Source organism: Mogibacterium diversum, from assembly GCF_002998925.1.
In the GTDB taxonomy this organism is placed as follows: domain Bacteria; phylum Bacillota; class Clostridia; order Peptostreptococcales; family Anaerovoracaceae; genus Mogibacterium; species Mogibacterium diversum.
Genome location: NZ_CP027228.1, coordinates 291,356 through 310,754, shown reverse-complemented (window position 1 = coordinate 310,754; position 19,399 = coordinate 291,356). Strand labels below are relative to the sequence as shown.

The following is a 19,399-nucleotide window of genomic DNA, read 5'->3' as shown; positions in this document are numbered from 1 at the left end:
GCCTGTAAATGTCTGTGCGATTCACGCCATTTACATAGTTACTTTGAAATTTTCTGTCCGTGGAACTGATAATAGGTAGTCTGAAGTCTTCCGTTATATAGCTTACGTCTTCTATCAGCTTTTCTATCAAATATCTTCTCCACTTCTCGGTCAGTCGTAATCATGAATAGAGACCATGTAGGATCTTTTTCAAGAATCTCTTTTAATCGCGCATAAATTTTATGAATCGCATCCTTATCGCCGATTCTCTCACCATACGGAGGATTTGTAATGATGATTCCGTTTGATTCATCTGCTCTGAATTTGCGCATGTCCATGCGGCTGAATGAGATATCTTCTTCAACACCTGCTTCCATAGCATTGGCCATAGCTGCAGCAATCGCTTTTCCATTTATATCAAAGCCTTTGATTATTGCTTCGCTATCGTAATCAACAGCGTTATATGCAGCCTGGCGTTCTTCATTCCACAGTTCCTCCGGGATGAAGTCCCATGCCATCGCGGCAAACTTGCGGTTAAGACCTGGTGCGATGTTTCTAGCCATCATAGCGGCCTCGATTAGAATCGTTCCAGATCCACAGCATGGATCTACAAGAATCCGCGCCACATGGTCAGGATTATCCTTATCTCTACGCATCACGCCTTCCTTCCAGAAGCTAAGCCTTACAAGCGCTGCTGCTAGTGTCTCTTTCATAGGTGCTGCAACATCTACTGCCCTATAACCACGTTTATGAAGTCCTGCTCCCGATGTATCGAGAAGCAACGTGACGTGGTTCTTGAGTATAGAAAATCTGATGCGATAATTTGCACCTGCTTCATCAAAGTGATTTTGCACATAGAAATCAGAAAGCCTTGAAACTATCGCTTTCTTGATTATGCTTTGGCACGACGTAACGCTGTGAAGCGTGGATTTTACTGATGTTCCTACAACAGGAAATGCCGCATCAACTGTCAGAAAATCCTCCCAGCCGATTCCGCGAACCTGCTGGAATAATTCTTCAAAGGTTTCAGCATTGAACTCAGCAACCTTAATATAAACTCTATCGGCTGTCCTAAGCCACATATTGCTGTGAACAATGGCTCTCTCATCACCGATAAAAGTTACCTTCCCATCTTCGACCTTTACCACATTGTACCCAAGATCCTGTAGCTCCATCTTTACTACCGCTTCAAGTCCAAATGTCGCTGTTGCAATTAATTCATACTTCATATACTATACTTTCTCGAAAACTCGTAACTTAGCTCGGCTAATTGAGTTTTACGCCTATCTTTTAACTCACTAAGAATCAATATGTAAAACTATATGTACTTTAGTATTTTATCATATTGATTATGCGTCCGCCTCGTTTTTAGCAGATAATTTCAGTACCATTCGGATTCTTTTTGTGCTCCTTTTTATGGTCAATCATTTGCTTATATTTGTACGGATATTAAAAGCGCAGCATAAAGCTGCGCATTCAAGAAGAAAAATTAAAAAGGTTTATATCTATAAATGATATTTTAATGAATGAAAACCTCGGAAAACTGGCACTCCAGTATACGTGAGTACGTCTACCTGATCAGTCATAGCCTGATATGCACCGGATGCGAGAGCCGCAATTTCCCACTCCCCTGGCATCACCCACGTTTCTGAGATCCAGTCTACGTATTTCTCTAAATTCCTTACTATATATTCGCTTCTAGCAAGCCCACCTGTAATGAGTATTGCATCCACATCACCTTTGAGTACACATGCGCATTCGCCCACAGCCTTTGCAAACTGATAAATCATCGCATCGAGGACAAGCTTTGCATATTCATCATTATCCTCTTCTATGCGTTTCATGATTTCCTGAACATCAGCAGTTCCTAGGTGACTGCTGAGCCCGCTATTTCTGACAATCAAATCTTCAAGTTCTTCGTGCGTGTAGTCACCACTAAATGCAATGTCAATTATTTTCTTTGCCGGTATTGTACCGGCCCTAAGGGGTGTCATGGGACCATCGCCGATTAGATTGTCGTTGCTATCAATCATCCTGCCTTTACGGTGAGCTGTTATGGATACACCGCCGCCAAGATGGCAGATGATGAAGTTTGACTCATTATAAGTTATGCCTTTTTCCAAGCAGTAGCGTCTTGCTACCTCCTTCTGGTTTAGGCAGTGAACGTGACTATCTCTGTAAATCCCTTTAATGCCTGTAACTCTCGCCAAATCCTGAAATTCGTCTGTATCTGGTGGATTTACGATATAAGCCTTTGCCTCGTATTTATTGGCTAGCTGCCTTGCTATCTGGGAAGCGAGTAGAGCAGGATGGTGTATTCCAGAGGCTGCGGTTTCACAATCGTAAATTATTTTATCATTTATACAATATACACCGCTTGTTGAGGGAAGAAGCCCTCCTCCTCTGCCAACGAATGCATCTACCTCTTGTAGATTTACACCATTGCATGCACACCTATTCTCAACGAGCAGTTTTCTATAGCTTAGCTGCTCTTGTATACTGCCAAACTGAGCGAGTTCATCTTTCTTATGATATATATTCTCGATAAATACCTTTTCGCAGTTGTGATAAAACCCGAATTTCGTCGATGTCGATCCAGGATTTATAGCCACTATGTTATATATCTTTTTTTCCATCCTATCCCCCTTTGGCAGTTTTGAAGAACAGGGGAATGCAGTACGTGCCCGCACACCCCTGTACTTGCCTATATTAAGCAGTTTCTTTCGCTGCTTTGATTGAGTCGATTAGCAGTGGAACAACTTTGAATAAGTCACCAGTAATTCCGTAATCTGCGATCTCGAAGATTGGAGCTGTCTCATTCTTGTTAATTGCTATGATGCATTCAGAATCTTGCATTCCAGCCTTGTGCTGAATTGCTCCAGATATTCCTAATGCAACATATATTCTTGGGTGAACAGTCTTACCTGTCTGTCCTACCTGATGATCAGCACTGATCCATCCGGCATCTACGCAGGCTCTCGATGAACCTACTACTCCGCCGAGCAGTTCTGCAAGCTCAGTTGCTAGAGCAATTCCGCCCTCAACATCCTTTGCAATTCCTCTACCTACTGATACGATTACATCAGCACCTATTAGGTCTACCATTTTCTTGGCAGCCTTAACGATATCTAGTACTTCTGTCTCAATATCTGCAGCCACAAGTTCAAAGTCTGGATGCATAATCTCTACATTTGCAGCTCCAGCTTCGTCGTATGGTCTCTTCTGCATTACACCCGGTCTTACAGTTGCCATAGCTGGTCTGAACCTTGGGCAAACGATGGTAGCCATAAGGTGTCCACCGAATGCAGGACGAGTCATCTTGAGATTGGTATTTACATCAAAGAGCTTAGTATCAAACTTCATATTGTCTACATCTAGAGATGAGCCAGAACGCAGGAAGTTTATATATCCATCGAGATCTATATCAAGGTGTGTACAGTCTGCACAGAGACCTGTATGAAGTCTTGCTGCGCATCTAGGTGCAAGATCTCTGCCTATGTTAGATGCTCCAAATAGCATTACCTCAGGTCTAAACTCCTGCACCGCTTCACTTATAACCTTAGTATATCCGTCTGTAGTATAATTTTTGAGCAGTGGGCTGTTATATACGTATACGCCATCTGCCCCGTAGCCGCCGAGTTCAGAAGCTAGATCATCTACGTCATCTCCGAGAAGTATTCCGTATAGATTGCATCCTAGCTCATCCGCTAGCTTTCTTCCCTCGGATATAAGCTCAAATGTTGTTGGCATCATCTTGCCTTGGCGCTGTTCGCAGAATACCCACACATTCTTGAAAGCGTCGATTTGTGAACTATCGTAAGCCATGTTGAATTCTCCTTTCTATATGATGTGCTTGCCTGTCAGAATCGATACAAGCTCATCAGTGGTATTCTTGTCTGAACCTTCTAGAATCATGCCGCCACCCTTAACTGGAGGTGTAAACGACTTATAGATATTGGTTGGAGAACCCTTTAGTCCAATGGTAGTCTTATCGATAAGTGGATGATTCTCAAGTGCTGCAAAATCCATTATCTTAAGTGGCATGTCCCAGCACTTTTCAGTTCCGATTACGCTCATATATCTAGGTGTATTGAGCTCCTTGATGCAAGTAATCATGCAAGGTGTTGGAACCTTTACGAGCATATATCCGTCTTCGAGCATTCTCTTGATGATAAGGGACTCGCCTTCCTTGGTAACTTCACCGGCATATGTAACCTGTGGTAGATGTAGCTTCTCAGCAATCTGAGGTCCTACCTGCGCAGTGTCACCGTCGATAGCTTGACGACCAGCGATTATTATGTCATCCTCTTCGATTCCATAAGTATCTATTGCTGCTGCAAGGATCTGAGAAGTCGCATATGTGTCTGATCCTCCGAATTCACGAGCAGATACCAGTACTGTCTCATCTACGCCCATTGCCATTAGTTCTCTTAGCATTCCTTCAGCTGGCATAGGCCCCATCGTGAAAGCTACTACCTTATATCCAAACTCTTCCTTTAGAGTGAGCGCTTGCTCTACAGCATTAAGGTCATCAGGATTGATGATAGTCTGCATTGAAGCGCGGTTAAGTGTTCCATCCTCGTTTACTGCAACCTTGCCGGAGGTATCAGGAACCTGTTTTACTGTTACAAAAATTTTCATTTATTCCTTCCTCCTCTACTTAAGCAAATTATTTGCGATTACAACTTCCTGAATCTGGCTGGTTCCTTCGAATATGCTCATGATACGAGCATCTCTATAAAGTCTCTCTACTCTATATTCCTTGATATAGCCATATCCACCATGAATCTGTACAGCCTTGTAAGCGCAGCGGTTTGCAGCTTCTGCAGCGAAGTACTTAGCGATAGAGCAAGCCATTCCTGCCTGAGGAGAATTCTGGTCCTTGAGCGTAGCTGCGTGATATGTTAGCTGTCTTGCAGCTTCAACATCAGCCTGCATCTCAGCGATCATGAAGCTCACGCCCTGGAAATCTGCGATTCTGCGGCCAAACTGCTTTCGCTCCTTTGCATACTTTACAGCCTCATCTAGGCAGCCTTGAGCTACTCCTACCGACATAGCAGCTACTCCGAGTCTACCTCCGTCAAGCGTCTTCATTGCATACTGGAAGCCCTTGTTGAGAGGTCCGATAAGATTTGCCTTTGGCACCCTTACATCTTCAAATACTACATCAGAAGTTGGATATCCATTGATTCCCATCTTTTTCTCTGGTGCTCCGAGCGATACGCCATCTGCGTGCATATCTACGATGAACATCGAGATTCCGCGAGAACCCTTTTGAGATAGATCTGTCTTTGCATAGATGATAATCCAGTCAGCCATAGGTGCACCAGATATGAAGCACTTACGACCATTGATGATAAAGTCATCACCATCCGGAATTGCTGTTGTAGTAGTTCCACCTGCATCTGAACCTGCGCCAGGTTCAGTGAGTCCGAACACGAGAATCTTCTCACCGCTTGCAACCTGTGGTAAATATTCCTTTTTCTGAGACTCGCTTCCTGCGAGCAGAAGAGGTCCTCCGCCGAGCGAATTTGATGTATTTGCATATATTGCAAGAACTGCATCCTGGCGAGCGAACTCTTCATCCATGAGTACGTATGTCAAGCTGTCAGCTCCAGCTCCGCCGTACTCCTCAGGAATCTTCACTCCCATAAATCCATAACGGGCCATTTTCTTGTGCATATCCCAGTTAAATTCACCCGTTTCATCTAATTCATCCTGAAGTTCCTTGGTGAATTCTGTCTCTGCAAACTCGCGGAACAGTTTCTGCTGAAGTGCATGCTTTCGATCTAAAATCATTTATTTACCTCCTTAGCATGGTATTTCATGAGATGACTTACCTTCTGTCAAAATCTCATAGATGCTGTCAACTCCACATGCTGCCATAGATTCAGCTGCCTCTTCAGTGAAGAATGCCATGTGTGGTGTGTGATATACGTTTACGAATGAACGCAGATATTTAAGCTTAAAGTAAGGCATTCCTTCAGTTCTGATAATGTCTGTGCTATGTGGAATGTGGATAATACCAGTCTCTCCTGGAAATGCATCACAGAAGAGTGCACCGATTTTTTCACTTTCAATACCCTCGATAATAGCATCTACATCGAGTAGTTCACCTCTTGCATTGTTGATGATGATTACTCCATCCTTCATCTTTGCCACAGCCTCTTTGTCAATCATGCCGGTTGTAGCTGGCAGTAGTGGCATATGGATTGTTATTACGTCGCATTCTTTGTATATGGTATCCATATCAACGTATGTTGCATATTCCTTAACTTCGTCATCCTGAATTACGTCATATGCTAGGATTTTGCAGCCAAATCCACTTAGAATCTTGATTACGGTTTTACCAATCTTTCCTGCGCCTAGCACTCCCACTGTGAGAGATCTAAGCTCTCTACCCATCTTGCCTTTTAGTGTAAAGTCGTTGTCATTTGTGTTATACAGCGCTTTCTTCTGGTGACGCATGCACATCAGTATCGCCATTACAGAGTATTCCGCAACTCCATTTGGAGCATATGTACCGTTACAAAGCTTAAATCCAAGCTTCTTAGCATACTCAACATTCATGTGATTGTATCCTACGCAGCGTGATGCTAGTACCTTAACACCCATCTTCTTTAGTTCATCAAGCACCTCGTTAGAATATGTGCTCTGCCCTAGAGTAGTGATTCCATCACTTCCTTCAGCAAGGTTAACTGTAGTATCGTCAAGATTTGCTCTTGTAATAACCACGTCTATACCGTACTTCTCACATAGATTTCTGATGACAGGCTCTTCATCAGGTCTAACTTCATATGCAGTAATTTTCATACCATTTCTCCTTTGTAAATCACTTTTCTTGTGTCAAACCTATGCATTTTCCCTGTATATTTTAAATTAGTCCCTAAGTGCTGGATCCATATCGATTGCAGCACCACTCTTTATTAACTCATCTATAGCTTCGGCAGAGTACCCAAGTTCACCGAGAATATCCTTTGTCTGCTCTCCAAGATAAGGTCCTCTCTCATATGGAGGTAGTCCCATCTGGTCGAATAAAACTGGAGGTCTTACGAGTGTACGCTTGTTTCCGTTGCTATAAGACATCTCATAGAAGCAATCCGATGCCCATGCCTGCTTATCTTCTAGGAGGCTGTCCCACTCCTGAGCAATTGCGTATGGCAAATCATTTGCATCCAGCAGCTTGCACCATTCGTCGCAAGTCTTTTTCTTAAACTCTGCAGTTATCCACGCTGAGAACTCTTCACGATTAGGAATTAGATTCTTCTGTGGATAATATCTAGCATCGTCAGCAAGTTCTGGATAGCCCATAGCGTTCATCAGTATTGGATAATGTCTATCGTACTGAGGCATTGCTATCTGTAGCCATTGACCATCAGCTGTCTCATAGCAGAGCACAAGCGGATTACCTAGCTTCCACCTCTCCATAGGGTACTGAGTGCTATCTGCTCCGTACTGGCTTGCCTGCAGCATCAGTGAGATATCCCATATTGCGCTGTGGAATAGCGATACCACTACGTGATCACCTTCACCAGTCATCTTAGCCTTGAATAGTGCTGCGAGAACTCCGGCTGCTAGGTTCATAGCAACCTGGTGGTCTCCGAAGCCCTGAACTGTTAGCATTGGCAAGCTGTTTTTGTCACGAAGAGGTCCTAAGATGCCGCCTCTTGCGTAAAATGCAGTAAAGTCGAATCCTGGGAGATCCTTATCAGGACCTTTTTCTCCGTATCCTGATACATATCCGTACACTAGCTTAGGGTATTTCTCATGCAGAGTATCCCAATCTAACCCTGCTCTCTTCAGAGGTGACTGACGCCAGTTGCAGATAAATACGTCCGCAGTTGCCAAAAGCTTCTCTAAAGCCTCTCTTCCCTCCTCAGACTTTGTGTTGAGCGAGATACAGGTCTTGCCTGCATTCTCAAGGTCGTAGGATGTGTTCTCCTTCTGGTCTAAAGGTCTTCCTTCATTAACCGCAGTGTATCGTAGTGGATCTCCCATAGGTGGCTCAACCTTTATAACTTCAGCTCCTAGGTCAGCTAGAAACCTTGCTGTACAAGGTGCTGCGATAAATGTTGCCATCTCAACAACTCTGATTCCCTCAAGTGGTCTATTTCCCATTTTATCCTCCTTGAATTTATCTATATGTTTGATGCGTTTTAAAACATTAACATGTCACGGAATGTTTCGAGGTTAGTCTTAACCTGTTCAAACTGCTTCATCTGCCTGTCAACCTCAACTAGGGCAAGTGGTAAATCCGCTTTTTCACAAGCTTCCTTAATACATACGAAGTCGAATTCCTCAGGATCACAAAACTTTGTCATTACCACGACAACTCCCTTTGCGCCTCTCTCCTTCGCTATATCTATAATCCACTGAATTCTTGGCTTTTCTACGTTATAGAGAACTGAGCAATTGTCAGTGTTTGCAAATTTAACAGCGAGAGCTTGTAGTGGATCATCTCCATCTGGCACATCAGTTCTATACTGCCTTGAATGTGCACAGACATCATCTGCTACGATATGAATTCCTATCTCATCGAAAGCTTCACTTAATCCTGTCATGTCGGTAAGAATTCCAGATACAACCACCGGATAATTACCTACGCTCTCCTCGGAAGCTTCAAGCTCGGCGATAAGTTTTTTTACAAGAGCGGTATGTTCCTCTACAAGCATATAGTTAGCGCTTGCAAATATATCGCTTCTCTCCTGCACCGTCACTTCTGCGTGTCTTGCAAGTAATTCATCCACTCGTCTCATCGCTTCGTTGTGTTCGTTATAAAGCTTGTTCGATTCAGCTAGCCTATACATCGAGAACTTCGCGCCAGTACATTCCTCAAGATCCTTAATGACTCTTTCGTATCCAGCCCTCGTATAGGCGATTCCATATGCAGGCTTTCTGTTCTGCGGATAGGTCATAGGTATGAATTTGATGTCTGGTACTGCATACTTCCAGTTCTCACCCATAGTCTTGAGAGTGTCACAGAGAGACGGGATTATGATTGCGCTCGCACCCTTGAACTTTCCGGAGATTCCTAGTTCTAGGATTGATTGCACGATAGAGCACATGAATGCAGGAAAGTATTCCTTCGCTCTGTTAAGCTCCATGTCTGCGCCCCAAGTTCCCATTGGAACAAGCCCCATAGAGTATACAATTTCATCGGGTGTGTAGTAAGGAACTGTAAGCACGATTTTCTTGCCTTCTGCAAGGTATTTATCGATCTGTTTGCGAGGAGATGATGCTATCTCATGAAACTCTTTAATTGAACTGTATGTCATAGCTACTTATCTCCTTTCTCAGCTTTGTTTGACTCCATAATTTCCATAAGGCCCTGCACTCTCGTATCATATTGTGCCTCAGAGAAGTTCCTTGGGTCTGCCTGGTCTCCATCAAAGCTTGTAACTGGTATATCGCAAGCCTCTCCTATCTGTCTGCTCATCTCGTACATGAATCCGCTCCACAGCTTGCATGAACGATTGGTATGTACAAGCAATCCTTCCACGTGGTTGTCCTTGCAAAGCTTTATTCTCTTATCTCTCGACTTCTCGAGGTTTATAGCATTTGGTACACTGCAGTAAGCCTTGATCATCTCATCGAATGAATGATAGTCAAACCCAAAAGCATCCGCATATATCGTTGTCACCATGTTGATGCCGCGATCTTTGAGACCATGAGATGTTGCTCTCAGATATGGCCAGCAAGCGATTCCTTCGAACATGATTCTGTACTTCTCTTCTGCCCTAAATGTACTTGTTCCATTTAGGTGATTTTCCTTATACTCCTTGAGAAGTGTCTCCATTGCCTCGCCTGCTTCTTCCTTACCTCTCGCCGTAACCATTACAGCCATGTGGTTTAATAGATCGAATCCATTGAATGGAGAAGGTACGTATTTTGCCTGTGCTGTCGCATCGAGCCAAGCTCTGCTCGCTCTGCAGCTAAAACCTGTAACCTGCTTGAACTTTTCATCATCCCACTTTAGTCCAAATAGCTTCTCGAGCTGGTGAACTGCGTCCCAGAACTGAGCGGAAACATATTCAACCTCAGCGTCAGATACTTCGTAATCAGGGTTAAATGGTATGTCTAGGATAATCATCGGAATATTTAAATCCCTTGCTAGATTCTCGTACCACTTGATCATGCAGTTACAGATATTGTTGCAACATAGAAGCACATCTGGCATCGCTACATCCTGCTCTGGACACTCCTTGAGCTTGGCGTATGCGAGGCTCACTCTCGCATATGCGCAGATATCGTTCGAATAACCATCTGCTTCTGCAACGTTACACATTCTCTCCCCTGCACCACGGGCAGCGATTCCTGCAGCCTGATTTTCAGGATATGCAGTAGCGATGCCTAAAGTCTCTGGTATCTCTACCGGAAAGTTACTTGAAACCCATGCAACTGGAATACCTTCCTTCTTAGCTTCAATCGCACTTGCAAATGCATCACCAGCAATTTTCCCAAGCTTGAATTTAGCTGAATTAGGATCAATTGGCTTCTTAGGCTTTTTGATTTCCTCTGCCATAACCATACCTCCTCTTTTATTTTGTTAATCTATTAGGAAAGTTTAATTGTATATCTTAACTTTAAACTCAATCTGCACTATTATTGTTAATTTTATAACATCATTTGGTAAATTTTTTACTGCCCTTATGAGCAGTAAATCTATTTTTTATTACTTCTAAAAGCATAAACAGCTGCACCGATTGCTCCAAAATACTGTGCAAGTGAATCATACTCTATCTGAACTTCGAGAGCTTTACTCATCGCATCTCTTACTGCACCGTTTTTTGCAACGCCACCTGACATACATACCTTCTCTTTGACTCCGGCTCTACGCGCAAGTGAACTAACCCTTGAGGCTACGCTGTTACAGATTCCAGCGATCACATTTTCTCTGCTCTCACCATTAGCAAGCTGGCTAATCACTTCCGATTCAGCAAAGACTGTGCATGTGCTTGAGATAGTAGCAGGACTATCCGCTTTTGATGCTAATACCTCTAATTCAGAAATATCTGCTCTTAGTATGTTCGCCATCACATCTAGGAATCTACCTGTCCCAGCTGCGCACTTATCATTCATCACAAAGTTTGTCATCCTTCCTGAATCGTTAAGGCAGATTACTTTTGCGTCCTGACCGCCTATATCTATTACAGTCCTCACTTCAGGAAAAATAATTTGACTCCCTAGTGCATGACATGTGAGTTCGCTTACTTCTAGATCACAGCCTTCGTACTTATTTCTTCCATAACCAGTAACAACGCTACATGAAATATCAGATTCATTAAGTCCTGAGACCTTCATAATCTCCGCTATGACTTCCTCTGGACCAGCTGTACCAAGCCCTCCAACTCTTAGAGCCTTTGCGACAATCTTTTTTCCATCCTCGAGTATCACGCTCTTCGATGTAGTTGATCCTATGTCTAGCCCAAGAGTAAACATCTGATAATCTCCTTCCCATGTACGTCTCTATGTACAATTTCATTATATATCTCGTTATTTTATAGTCAACCAACTTTGTTAAAAAAATATTATAGTTGTTTTTCAAGTGTGTATTTAATAATTTTTAATGGTTTTATTTTTATGACCCCCATAATTGAATTTCTAAGCGTTTTTAATAAAAAAAGAAGGGGTAATCCCCTTCTTAAAATAGTTTTTCCTATAAAAAATTGTAATAGCACCATCCGTACATTCGCCAATCCGCGCTATTTATATATAAGATAAATCTTAATTATAAAATTAATTAACCTTTATCTTATCCCAAAGCTTTGACATTCTCTCCATGCTCTTGGCATCTGTACCATTCTTTTTAAGCTGCTTCATATACATCTCTTTTGGTACCCCCATCTTCTTATACGCACCAAGATACTTCTTGGAATAATTAGTCATGTACACGAAGAATCCGCCCATATATGCAGCACCTGCTACAGCCAACACTGCTGCTGCAATCCATGTCCAGAAAAATCCGCAAGCAAAAATCAAAATAACCCATACAATTCCAAGAATTCTATTAATCTTTGTTATCTTTTCAATATTGATAGATTTTGGAACCTGGATATCTTGCTCTTTCATCTGTTTCTTATATAAATTCTGCTGATAGCCTTTCGACTGTCTTATGTATTGTGGTGGTCTCTGCTTACCTTTGCTCATTTCATTATTCCTTTTCTAATTAATCTAGTGTAGTATTTTAACACAATTTATTCACTCTTTTCAAGCGATTTGAACATCTCCTGCATCGTTGGGTTATTTTTGGTAAGTTTTTTTATCGTCAAATCCTCGGCTTTATTATTCGCTAGCCTCAAGTTATTCTCTGAGGAAGTTAAAGCCTTCTTGATCTTTTCAAGATGGTTAATCGATTTATCTATCTCATCTATCGCTTCCTGGAATTTTCTAGAAGCCAGATCATAATTTCTCGCAAAAGCACTTTTGAAATTCTCCATGTCTTCCTCGAAATGGGTGATATCAACATTCTGTGCCTTAATCGTCTCCAGTTCCTGCTTGTACTTTAGAGAGTTATATCCCATGTTGCGAAGCAGTGATATCATCGGAATGAAGAACTGCGGTCTTATCACATACATCTTCTCATATCTATGCGATACGTCCACAATCCCCTGATTGTAGTATTCATTCTCAGACTCTAGCATCGAAACGAGCACTGCATATTCGCACTTTTTTTCTTTTCTGTCTTTGTCAAGTTCCTTGAAAAAATCTTCATTCTTATGCTTTGTTGCTGTCGTATCCATCTCGTTCTTCATTTCAAACATTATAGATACGACCTCAAGCCCTGCCGCATCATTCTCTCTGAATATATAATCGCCCTTGCTTCCACTGCGAGCATCGTTATCCTTTTCAAAATATGCATTCTGAAATGCAGTTGCTCTGAGCTTATTAAATTCTATCTCACAGTGTTGTTCTAGTGTCTCGCCAACCATCTTCGTGGATTGGCGAGCTTTGAGATCCTTGTAGTAATCTATTTGTTCATCCTTCATCTTAAGTTTAGTCTCATACTCGTCCTTAAGCACCTGTATATTTAGCTCGGCCTGCTTTTCACTAACCTTTAGCTCGCCAGAAAGCCTTTGAAGCTGTTCCTTCTTTTGTGAAATTTCTTCATCTAGAGAAGCTGCTACCTTGCGATGTTCAGATTCTTTTTCATCGACTAACTTCCTATATTCAGATTCCTTCTGCTGTACTGCCTCATTGACTGCTAATGCTTTCTCCTTGTCATATGCCTCGATGCTAGCACGAAGCCTTACTATTTCCTGATCTTTATCTGAAATAATTTCTTGGACTTTCTTTTCTGTCTCAGCCTTCGCAAGGCTAACAGCCGCAGCTTTATCCTCTTTGTACTGTTCCTCAGCACGCTTTATCTCAATATTAAATTCTCTATCTCTGACCTGCTTAACTATTGCTGCATAACCGGCTTCATCTATTTGAAATACTTCGCCACACTTAGGGCATTTTATCTGCTGCATAATATTCCTCCTACGAAGTGATACTACTATTTTATACAAAAAAGCTTCGGTGAAAAACCTTTAATCTCATCACCGAAGTTATTTTTTAAATTTAAATCAATCAAATAACCATCCTTTATTTTAGTAACATTACTAATCAAAATATCATATATGTGCGATTGATCATTATGCACGATTAAGGCTATTCCCAGCTACTTATCATCGGATATTACCTCTACATCTACATCTACCGCATCCTTGGTAAACTCATCTTCTAGTTCCTTACTAGCAGAGTCATCTCTATGATAAGACCTAGTTTCCGAATAATAATATTGCTTAGACTCATCTGATCTACGTCTTCCGAACCTCTTCGAGATAGCCTGAAATAGCACAAGTATGCCGACAACAATCCAAAAAACAGGGCTTAAAATTATAGCCATCACCGCTGACAAAAGTATCAGCATTATAAATATTCCAATCAAGCAGCCGAGGCCACCATCATCACGATAGTACATCTCATTTTCCCCCTATGTATTAACCTTCACCATATCGATGATATATTGCTTTTCTTATATCGCGTATTATAACACATCGTGTTTGTGTTTTAGGTGACGCAATGATAAAGAACCACTTATGAAAAACGAATTAAAGTATTAAAAAATGGGGCATAAGCCCCATATCTTTTATGAATAGTATCTGCACTTATTATTGGATTTAGCCAAAGTATCTCTTTAGAAGTCCAGCAAATGCCTTACCGTGTCTAGCCTCATCTCTAGCCATCTCATGAACTGTGTCATGAATTGCATCTAGATTAGCAGCCTTAGCTCTCTTAGCTAGGTCAAACTTTCCAGCAGTTGCACCATTCTCAGCATCTACTCTCAACTGTAGATTCTTCTTTGTGCTGTCTGTTAGAACCTCTCCTAGAAGCTCAGCGAACTTAGCAGCGTGCTCTGCCTCTTCGTAAGCAGCCTTCTCGTAGTATAGTCCAACTTCAGGATATCCTTCTCTATGAGCAACTCTAGCCATTGCAAGGTACATACCTACCTCGCTACACTCTCCCTCAAAGTTAGCTCTTAGATCAGCCATGATGTCCTCGCTAGCACCCTGAGCAACACCTACAACATGCTCAGCTGCCCAAGACATCTCACCTTCCTGCTTCTTGAACTTCTCCGCAGGAACTCCGCAAACAGGACATTTCTCTGGTGCCTGATCTCCCTCGTGAACGTAACCACATACCTGACATACATACTTAGCCATTTTCATACTCCCTTCTTCAGCATTGCTGAAATACATAAAATAAAGTCATCTTGTTAATCATCTATGCACGGCTCTTTGCCACGCAGTCGGTACAAAGTCCATAAAATTTAACCTCGCACCCCTCTATTGAGCCAGTAAAACTACCCTGGCCAATTTTAACGATTTGCTCCTTATCGGTATCAATATCGAGGACAGCACCACATCTATTGCAGAAAAAATGTGCGTGGGGCTTCACATTATAATCATACCTCATCGCCCCATCCGTGATAATTGTCGAAATTTCACCCATTCCTTCAAGTTGCTTAAGATTTCTATATACAGTTGCAATACTAAGATTAGGCATATTAGTTTTAAGCTCAGAATATAGAGTCTCAGCTGTCGGATGATCTCCTCTATTCGATAATTGGTCTTTAATCGCTTGACGCTGCTTGCTATACTTAATCATTAGTCTCCTCTAATATTGATAATCATTATCGTTATCAATATAATACCACATCAGATTAGATTGTCAACAACTAAATTGAGAAAAATTTAAATTTATCATTTAATATACCAGTAATGTTGATATTATCTATTCGTTATGCTAATCTAACTATAAATGAAGGAGGGATATTTCATGAAAATTCAGAAGTCTTCAGAAGATTATTTAGAGACAATGCTGATGCTTAGTGAGCAGAGAGGATACATTAAGTCCATCGATATTGCAAGGCATCTCGATGTTACGAAGCCTAGCGTTTCATATGCTACCAAAAGGCTCAGAGAGAACGGCTACATTACTATGGACGATGATGGTCTGATTCACCTCACTGAGACTGGAATGTCTATTGCTACAAAAATTTACGATAGGCACAAGATGCTTTCCCGTTTCTTAAACCTGCTTGGTATTGATAAGGAAACTGCTGATGAGGATGCGTGCAAAATCGAGCATGATATCAGCCAAGAGACATACGAAGCTATTTGTAACCATGTTAACAACTTCTTGGCAGAGTGCCCTGCGATGAATCATGAGGAAGAACCGTCGGCATAGTGTCTCTAATATAATTTTATAAGCATATAATCCACCATCTCAATCAAGAGATGGTTTTTTCTTGCGCTACAATTATGCCTTTATCTTGCATAGATGTTTACTTGTCACGCCTTGTATGGCAAAATTAAATTATAATATATGATTGTAATTCCATATATTAATAGTGTGTTTTCTTCCCTGTTTTGATTATTGATACATGTGCACTTTTTCCTTTTGCACAAGGTACAGTCAAGACGGAGATCGTAAGTTATTGCTGTCACACCTTATTAAGGAGGTATCTCATGACAGAACTTGAAAGAAAGCGCAAATTCCCGATAGCGTTTTGGGTTTGTGGCTGCACAGAGATCTTTGAACGTCTATCATTTTATCTTGGTCGTTCTCTGATTCTAGTTTTTGTTACCACTGCTGTTGCATCTGGTGGACTTGGTCTTGCTAATACAACAGGCGCAAAGATGCAGGCGGATTTAACCGCTTATTCATATCTTGCAGGTTTCCTAGGAGCATTCATCACCGATAAATTAGTAGGTGCTAGATATACTACTCCGGTCGGAATGCTCATCATCGCAATCGGATATTTCTCTGGATCCGTTGCACATGATGCCACGCTTGTATATGTAATGGTATTCTGCGTCGCATTTGGTCTAGGTCTATTTAAGACTGGTCCACTTATCGGAAGAGTTGTACGCCCTGAGGATCTTAACTCAGCATATTCTATCCGCTATTCACTCGTTAACGTCGGAGCATTCTTCGGACCGCTAGTTGCTGGAATCCTTTATCAATACACCTTTAAATCAGGTAATGTTCTAGGTTTCCGTCCTTGCTTTAGACTTGCTGCTATATCAATGCTTCTTGGTTGTATCTGGTTCACAGTTGGAATGCTGTTAAAGGGTAAGGACTATGGCAAGAAGCCATTTAAGATGTACAAGACCGAAGAAGAGCTAAAGAGAGAGGCTGAAGAGAAGGCAGCGGCAAAGACACATCAAAAGATGACTCTTCTCGAGAAGAAGCGTGTATCCGCAATCGTTCTAGTTTCAGCCTTTCAGATAATATTTTGGATGTTCTGGTATCTAGCTTATCTTCCAATCTACTACCACTGGACAGAGAATATGAACTGGAAGGTTGGCGGATTTACTGTTCCTACAACATGGTTCGACTCACTAAACGCTCTATTCTGCGTTATTTCTGGACCTCTAACTGCTCTTCTATGGCAGAAGCTTGCAGCTCGTCCACAGGGAGATATCAGCATCTTTAAGAAGCTGGGGCTAGGACTAGGATTCCTCGGAATCGGATACATCTATTACGCTGTAATAGATATCGTACGTGGGGATAGCAAGCCTACAGTACTTCTTCTAGTTATCTTCTTCGTATTCCTAACACTTGGAGAGATGTTCTTCTCACCTCTAGGAAATGCATTTATCGGTCAGTACTCACCAAGCCGTCTACTAGCTATCATGTCAGCAGTATGGGGACTCGGACTATTCGCAGCAGCTAAGCTATATGGAAATGTATATGCATTTGCATTCAGTGGAAAGTTCGCATTCTCCAAAGCTTGTATAACAATCGCTGCTATTGCATTTGTAAGCACGGTCATCCTATTCGCTCTCGACGGAAAGTTAATGTCGCTAGTTAAGGATAAAGATGAAGCATAAGAGCAATAGGACTTAAATATATTGCTGATATCTACACTATTAATATATGACTCTATACTCTTTAATGAAGCTATATAGACTGAACATATCATATAGTAACTAGAGAGCATCAAATTCTGATGTAGCTGCTGATTTCAGCAGCTACATTTTTTATATCTAATTGAAGCTAATATTATACTTAGTATTCCCATTTATACACTTCAACAACAGCAAGCTCAATTAATTCAATTTTCTTGGTTTTTCGTCACGACTATACTATGTAATCTATATCCGACTATTTCGGTATAATTTAAAAAACATAATTAAAGCGATACTAAAAGTAACTTTTTTTTAAAAAAGGTATATAATACACTTGTTAAGTTACTTTAGTTAGTGTATGAAATTTTAGGAGGATATAAAATATGAGAAAACTTTATGGACGTTTTTTGAGTATTGCTGTTTCTTCAGCAATGCTATTTAGTTTTTCAGCAATCTCAATATTTGCAGATACACCAGCTGATATCTCTCAAGATGCAGTAGTCACTGGAAGCATTAATAGCTCTGCCAACACTTTTACAGAAACTGATACTGTCTCTGTAGATACATCTATAAACAGGCCTGTTAATAGCGGAGACTTCGTATCATATCGTTTTGACAATTTAGCGATGGGCAATCTTGCAAACAGAGATATTACACTGCGCGGAACCAATACAGTTATAGGTAAAATCATCGTTACTGATGCAGGTGTCAACCAAGCAGATAAACAGATAACCGGTTCAGATAATGATAAAGAGGATGCAGTTCCCGGCAGTCGTGTTGGTTATAAATTCAAAGTAGTTTTTAACGAAAATGCCACAGGTCATTCTTCACTTCATTATACCTTTAATTATGCAAATGCTGTCGAATCAGTTGCAACCGTAGATTCGCCTAAGACAGTTGTACAAAAAATAACTGTTAATAACAACGTAGTTGTTTCGAACAATCTTACGATTCCAGCATACGTTTTAAAGCCATATTCTAATCAAGGAAACACAGTAAAAGTTTCAAATTCCTATTCCTTCGTGAACGTTAACCACTTGAATATACAAAGTGGTGACCATGTATACGACGCACTAGGTAGAGAGATTCCACTCACCGATGCCATGAAATTAAATGCTCTCGATACTTCGGATGTTACTTTCGATATTGCTAGTGATATAGAGTCTAATGATCATCTCAAAGTTGGTGATCTGTTGACATATGAAATCACGGGAAATAATGCTGTTAAATTCAACCCGAATGCATCTGAATTTGCTAATAGTATTGAATCTGCTGCACTTCATAATGCCCGCGATGTATATACTCCCCTTTCTTATAATCCAGTAAATACTCACGGAGTACATAAGCTGACAGATCTCGTACTTAAAGTTAAGCCCGTAAGTGTCACCCCAACAAAGGTTGTTTTACAAGTTACAGAGGCACCTACTTCAGGCATGACTAGGGCTTCCTATGCATATACTGTAAAAGATGGATTAACAATCCCTGTAAAAACAGTGACAGTTAAGAGAGCTGACGGTTCAGAACAAGCGTACAGAGTGCTAGATGTTGCGAAGCTCCCAGATTTAACAACATCAGGAAGGCTCGATATGTTAGATGCAAAATCCACATATCAAACTGCAGGTAAATCCCCTTACCAGGAAACATTGCTTAATCAGTACATGCTATACTCCGGTACACTTGCTTCGGCAGATGTAATTGACCTGCCTGACACTCCTACTCCATCTACACCTAGCACCAACACTCAGACTCCACCTACATCAGGTGGTTCTGTTCACAGAACTCCTGGTTCTAATGAAGCTAACAAGATTAAGAAGGTAGCGCTTAAGAGCGTTCCAAAGACTTCTGATTCGGCAGATATCATCATCTACGCTGGTTTGTTATTTGCATCAATAATCGGTCTATCAATACTTGGTGTGAGTGGTAGAAAGATATTAAATAAATAAAGCAAATAGCTTAATTTGGCACCAGCTTGCTTCTAAAAAATATTTCTTAAAGTTTATATAAATACAGTTTAAAATCTT

18 protein-coding genes are annotated in these 19,399 nt (G+C 41.2%); 3 read left to right on the top strand and 15 right to left on the bottom strand.

All coding sequences use genetic code 11. The features are described 5' to 3' along the window. Positions 1–38: 38 nt before the first annotated feature. From C5Q96_RS01435 to C5Q96_RS01365, 15 genes are all read right to left on the bottom strand, one after another. Entirely contained in the window at positions 39–1,208 is a 1,170-nt protein-coding gene (locus tag C5Q96_RS01435) for a THUMP domain-containing class I SAM-dependent RNA methyltransferase (protein ID WP_106056537.1), read from the bottom strand. 276 nt (positions 1,209–1,484) lie between these two features. Beyond that, entirely contained in the window at positions 1,485–2,615 is a 1,131-nt protein-coding gene (gene buk / locus C5Q96_RS01430; protein WP_106056535.1) for a butyrate kinase, read from the bottom strand. A gap of 73 nt (positions 2,616–2,688) precedes the next feature. After that, positions 2,689–3,804, bottom strand: coding sequence for an acryloyl-CoA reductase electron transfer subunit beta (gene acrA, locus C5Q96_RS01425; protein WP_106056533.1), 1,116 nt, complete (start codon positions 3,802–3,804; stop codon positions 2,689–2,691). 15 nt (positions 3,805–3,819) lie between these two features. Next, positions 3,820–4,620: an acryloyl-CoA reductase electron transfer subunit gamma gene (gene acrB / locus C5Q96_RS01420; protein ID WP_106056531.1), complete on the bottom strand. Its 801-nt coding sequence runs from the start codon at positions 4,618–4,620 to the stop codon at positions 3,820–3,822. Positions 4,621–4,635: 15 nt separating this feature from the next. After that, positions 4,636–5,778: an acyl-CoA dehydrogenase family protein gene (locus C5Q96_RS01415; protein WP_106056529.1), complete on the bottom strand. Its 1,143-nt coding sequence runs from the start codon at positions 5,776–5,778 to the stop codon at positions 4,636–4,638. Between the two features lie 12 nt (positions 5,779–5,790). Next, entirely contained in the window at positions 5,791–6,792 is a 1,002-nt protein-coding gene (locus C5Q96_RS01410) for an NAD(P)-dependent oxidoreductase (protein ID WP_106056527.1), read from the bottom strand. 66 nt (positions 6,793–6,858) lie between these two features. Further along, complete coding sequence (locus C5Q96_RS01405; RefSeq protein ID WP_106056525.1) at positions 6,859–8,097, bottom strand: CaiB/BaiF CoA transferase family protein; 1,239 nt, start codon at positions 8,095–8,097, stop codon at positions 6,859–6,861. Positions 8,098–8,135: 38 nt separating this feature from the next. Beyond that, the gene (locus tag C5Q96_RS01400; RefSeq protein ID WP_106056523.1) at positions 8,136–9,254 is read right to left on the bottom strand and encodes a 2-hydroxyacyl-CoA dehydratase subunit D; all 1,119 of its coding nucleotides are present in this window, start codon (positions 9,252–9,254) and stop codon (positions 8,136–8,138) included. A 2-nt stretch (positions 9,255–9,256) separates the two neighbouring features. Further along, entirely contained in the window at positions 9,257–10,501 is a 1,245-nt protein-coding gene (locus tag C5Q96_RS01395) for a 2-hydroxyacyl-CoA dehydratase subunit D (RefSeq protein ID WP_106056521.1), read from the bottom strand. Positions 10,502–10,641: 140 nt separating this feature from the next. Next, positions 10,642–11,418, bottom strand: a complete 777-nt coding sequence (locus C5Q96_RS01390) for an acyl-CoA dehydratase activase (protein ID WP_106056519.1) — start codon at positions 11,416–11,418, stop codon at positions 10,642–10,644. A 297-nt stretch (positions 11,419–11,715) separates the two neighbouring features. Beyond that, positions 11,716–12,126 carry a hypothetical protein gene (locus C5Q96_RS01385; protein WP_106056517.1) on the bottom strand — a complete coding sequence of 137 codons (411 nt, stop codon included), beginning with the start codon at positions 12,124–12,126 and terminating at the stop codon, positions 11,716–11,718. Between the two features lie 47 nt (positions 12,127–12,173). Then, on the bottom strand, positions 12,174–13,448 hold the full coding sequence (locus tag C5Q96_RS01380) for a DUF2130 domain-containing protein (protein WP_106056515.1): 1,275 nt from the start codon (positions 13,446–13,448) through the stop codon (positions 12,174–12,176). 191 nt (positions 13,449–13,639) lie between these two features. Beyond that, positions 13,640–13,942 carry a hypothetical protein gene (locus C5Q96_RS01375; RefSeq protein WP_106056513.1) on the bottom strand — a complete coding sequence of 101 codons (303 nt, stop codon included), beginning with the start codon at positions 13,940–13,942 and terminating at the stop codon, positions 13,640–13,642. A 199-nt stretch (positions 13,943–14,141) separates the two neighbouring features. Continuing rightward, the gene (locus C5Q96_RS01370; protein ID WP_106057977.1) at positions 14,142–14,684 is read right to left on the bottom strand and encodes an NADH peroxidase; all 543 of its coding nucleotides are present in this window, start codon (positions 14,682–14,684) and stop codon (positions 14,142–14,144) included. Between the two features lie 61 nt (positions 14,685–14,745). Beyond that, positions 14,746–15,129 carry a Fur family transcriptional regulator gene (locus C5Q96_RS01365; protein WP_106056511.1) on the bottom strand — a complete coding sequence of 128 codons (384 nt, stop codon included), beginning with the start codon at positions 15,127–15,129 and terminating at the stop codon, positions 14,746–14,748. A gap of 171 nt (positions 15,130–15,300) precedes the next feature. On the opposite strand from C5Q96_RS01365, the gene C5Q96_RS01360 reads away from it, so the two are divergent. The 3 genes from C5Q96_RS01360 to C5Q96_RS01350 all read left to right on the top strand — a co-directional run bounded on the left by C5Q96_RS01360 (position 15,301) and on the right by C5Q96_RS01350 (position 19,321). After that, on the top strand, positions 15,301–15,711 hold the full coding sequence (locus C5Q96_RS01360; protein ID WP_106056509.1) for a metal-dependent transcriptional regulator: 411 nt from the start codon (positions 15,301–15,303) through the stop codon (positions 15,709–15,711). Between the two features lie 281 nt (positions 15,712–15,992). Beyond that, on the top strand, positions 15,993–17,360 hold the full coding sequence (locus tag C5Q96_RS01355) for a peptide MFS transporter (RefSeq protein ID WP_106056507.1): 1,368 nt from the start codon (positions 15,993–15,995) through the stop codon (positions 17,358–17,360). Between the two features lie 401 nt (positions 17,361–17,761). Further along, entirely contained in the window at positions 17,762–19,321 is a 1,560-nt protein-coding gene (locus C5Q96_RS01350) for a hypothetical protein (RefSeq protein WP_106056505.1), read from the top strand. The last annotated feature ends 78 nt before the right edge of the window (positions 19,322–19,399 follow it).